The following is a 2,403-nucleotide window of genomic DNA, read 5'->3' as shown; positions in this document are numbered from 1 at the left end:
GCCTCGAAGCACGGCTGCGGCACTGCGGGCACGAGAATCCGGGAGAGCTGGCCTCGGCGGCCGAACGCCTGCGTGAGCTGGGCGAGGATCCACCGCTCGGCTCGGCCGGCGAACGCGAGCTGGTGGCCGTCCTGCTCTGCGCGGGCACGCTCACCGGCCGGCTCACCGCGGCCGGAGCGGCCCGTACGGCCAACCGCGTCCTGGAACGCGAACCGGCCGCCTCGGCGGGCGCGTACACCGCACTGCCACTGGTCGTGATGACACTGTTCGCGGCGGAATCGATACGAGGTGTCGGCTCCTGGCTGTCGAGCGAACAGCAGACCGGACGGCAGAACACGACCGGCGCCGACGGTGTACTCCTCTTCGCCGAACGGGCATTGACCCTTGTCATGCAGGGCAGGCACGGCCAGGCGCGCGAATATGTCGAACGCGCCATGGGGCTGGTCGACGCGGACTGGCGCGAGACCGCCGTACTCGTCCTGTGCGCCGTCGCGTTCGAGCTACGCGATCCGGCGCTCGGCGAGCGCATCCTGAGCCGGGCCCACGCACGCGGGTTCACGGGCCTGGCCGTGACCGTGACTCTACGGATCCTCCAGGCGTCGGTGGACGCTCAGCGCGGTCACCGTGCCAGGGCCCTGGAGAGCCTGCTGGCCTGCGGCCGGCGGCTGGAGTGCTCCGGCTGGCAGAACTCGGCGCTCTTTCCGTGGCGGCCTCACGCGATCGGCCTCCACCACCGGCTCGGTGACTCGCACACCGCACTGAGACTGGCCGAGGAGGAGCACGACTGGGCCGCGGCCTGGGGAGCGCCGACCGGGCTCGGGCGTGCCCTGCGGCTCAAGGGCTGGCTCCACGGCGGCCAGGGCGTTCCTCTGCTGCGCGAGGCCGTCGGCGTACTGCGCGGCTCCTCGCACCGTCTCGAACTCGCCAGAACGCTGGTGCTGTTGGGCCGACGGCTCGGCGGCGGCCCGGAGGCGGAGTCCGCCCTGCGGGAGGCGGGGGCGATCGCCGCGGCCTGCGGCGCTCCCTGGCTGGTCGAACAGGCCGAGCACGGCCTCGGTACGCCCGCGCCGCCGCCGCGGACGGCCGTGCTCACCCGCAGTGAGCGCCGTGTCGTCTCCCTTGTCGGTCGCGGCCTCACCAATCAGGAAATTGCGGGTGAACTCGGTGTGAGTTCCCGGGCCGTCGAGAAACACCTGACGAATTCCTATCGGAAACTCGGCATCTCGGGTCGGCATGAGCTGGCGGGCGCTCTGCCCGCGTAGCATGCGAACACATATGTGTTAACGGCGTGCTACGGACGGTGTGACCGGTGCGACGGCTGCGCCCGGTGGTTCGGTCACACCGTGCGGGACAAACCTCAGGAGAACCTCAAAGGCGGCTCAATTGCGGGATGGGTGCCCGGCAGGACCCGCCCGGCATGCCGGGATTTGCCCATCCCGTGCCATCGCCATTGCGGACCGAACCTTCCCCGGGTTCGACCACAGCTTTAGCCCGATGAGCAGGGGAACTTGTTGACGCGCGAGCGCGGAGTTACCTAGTCTCAATTTCGGTAAATGGATAACCGGTCAATGAGTCAGGTAAGGCCGGATACCACTGCTAATTGACGCATAGCGTCGTTGTCAATTCCCAGAGAACCGGGGGACCCGAAAGGATGGCGGTCTTGTGGCGATTGCCGCACTCGTAGACTCGGCGCAGCTCAACTCCACCGAACTCGTACCTGACCAGCACGGGCGCGGAGGTGCCCAGCAGTTCGACCAGGCGGGGCTCTGTATGGCCTCGCTCGACCCGGCCCTGACCATCCAGCAGGCGAACCAGGAGTTCTTCCGTCGCTTCGGCGACTCCTCGGCCGGTGTCTGCGGACGCAGCTTCCGCGAGCTGGTGCATCCCAGCGTCCAGCAGCCGCTGATGCGTCAGTTCTCCCGGCTGGTCGAAGGCAAACGCCAGCGGTTCGCCTCGCATGTGGTGGCGCTGGGGCCGGAGGACTCCGCGTTCGCAGGCACGCTGACGGCCGCGGCCGTCAGCGGCGAGACGCCCGACGTGGCCGCGATCCTGGTGCTCATGCGCTCGTCGGAGAACGCGGCCGACGCGGGCGTGGTGACCAGCCAGAAGAAGATCCTGACCGAGATCGACGCACGGATCCTCGAAGGCATAGCGGCGGGTCTGTCGACGATTCCGCTGGCCTCACGGCTCTATCTGAGCCGGCAGGGCGTGGAATACCACGTCACCGGTCTGCTGCGGAAGCTGCGGGTGCCCAACCGGGCCGCCCTGGTCTCCCGCGCCTACTCGATGGGCGTTCTCAACGTCGGTACCTGGCCGCCCAAGGTGGTCGAGGACTTCATCAAGTGAAGCCGCCGGGCCGCCGGGAAGCGGCCCGGCGAGCAGCCCGCACAGAACTGTGGAGCC

2 protein-coding genes are annotated in these 2,403 nt (G+C 69.0%); both read left to right on the top strand.

The window, feature by feature from the left end; genetic code table 11:
* Nucleotides 1-1,262, top strand: a 1,262-nt coding sequence (locus tag GA0115259_RS31020; RefSeq protein ID WP_141716765.1) for a helix-turn-helix transcriptional regulator, incomplete at its 5' end; no start/stop codon positions are given.
* Between the two features lie 400 nt (nucleotides 1,263-1,662).
* The gene (locus GA0115259_RS31015) at nucleotides 1,663-2,346 is read left to right on the top strand and encodes a helix-turn-helix transcriptional regulator (protein ID WP_370748851.1); all 684 of its coding nucleotides are present in this window, start codon (nucleotides 1,663-1,665) and stop codon (nucleotides 2,344-2,346) included.
* The last annotated feature ends 57 nt before the right edge of the window (nucleotides 2,347-2,403 follow it).

Source organism: Streptomyces sp. MnatMP-M17, from assembly GCF_900091995.1.
In the GTDB taxonomy this organism is placed as follows: Bacteria; Actinomycetota; Actinomycetes; order Streptomycetales; family Streptomycetaceae; genus Streptomyces.
Note: the sequence above shows the minus strand (reverse complement) of the source record. Positions and strands in the feature narration are given on the sequence as shown.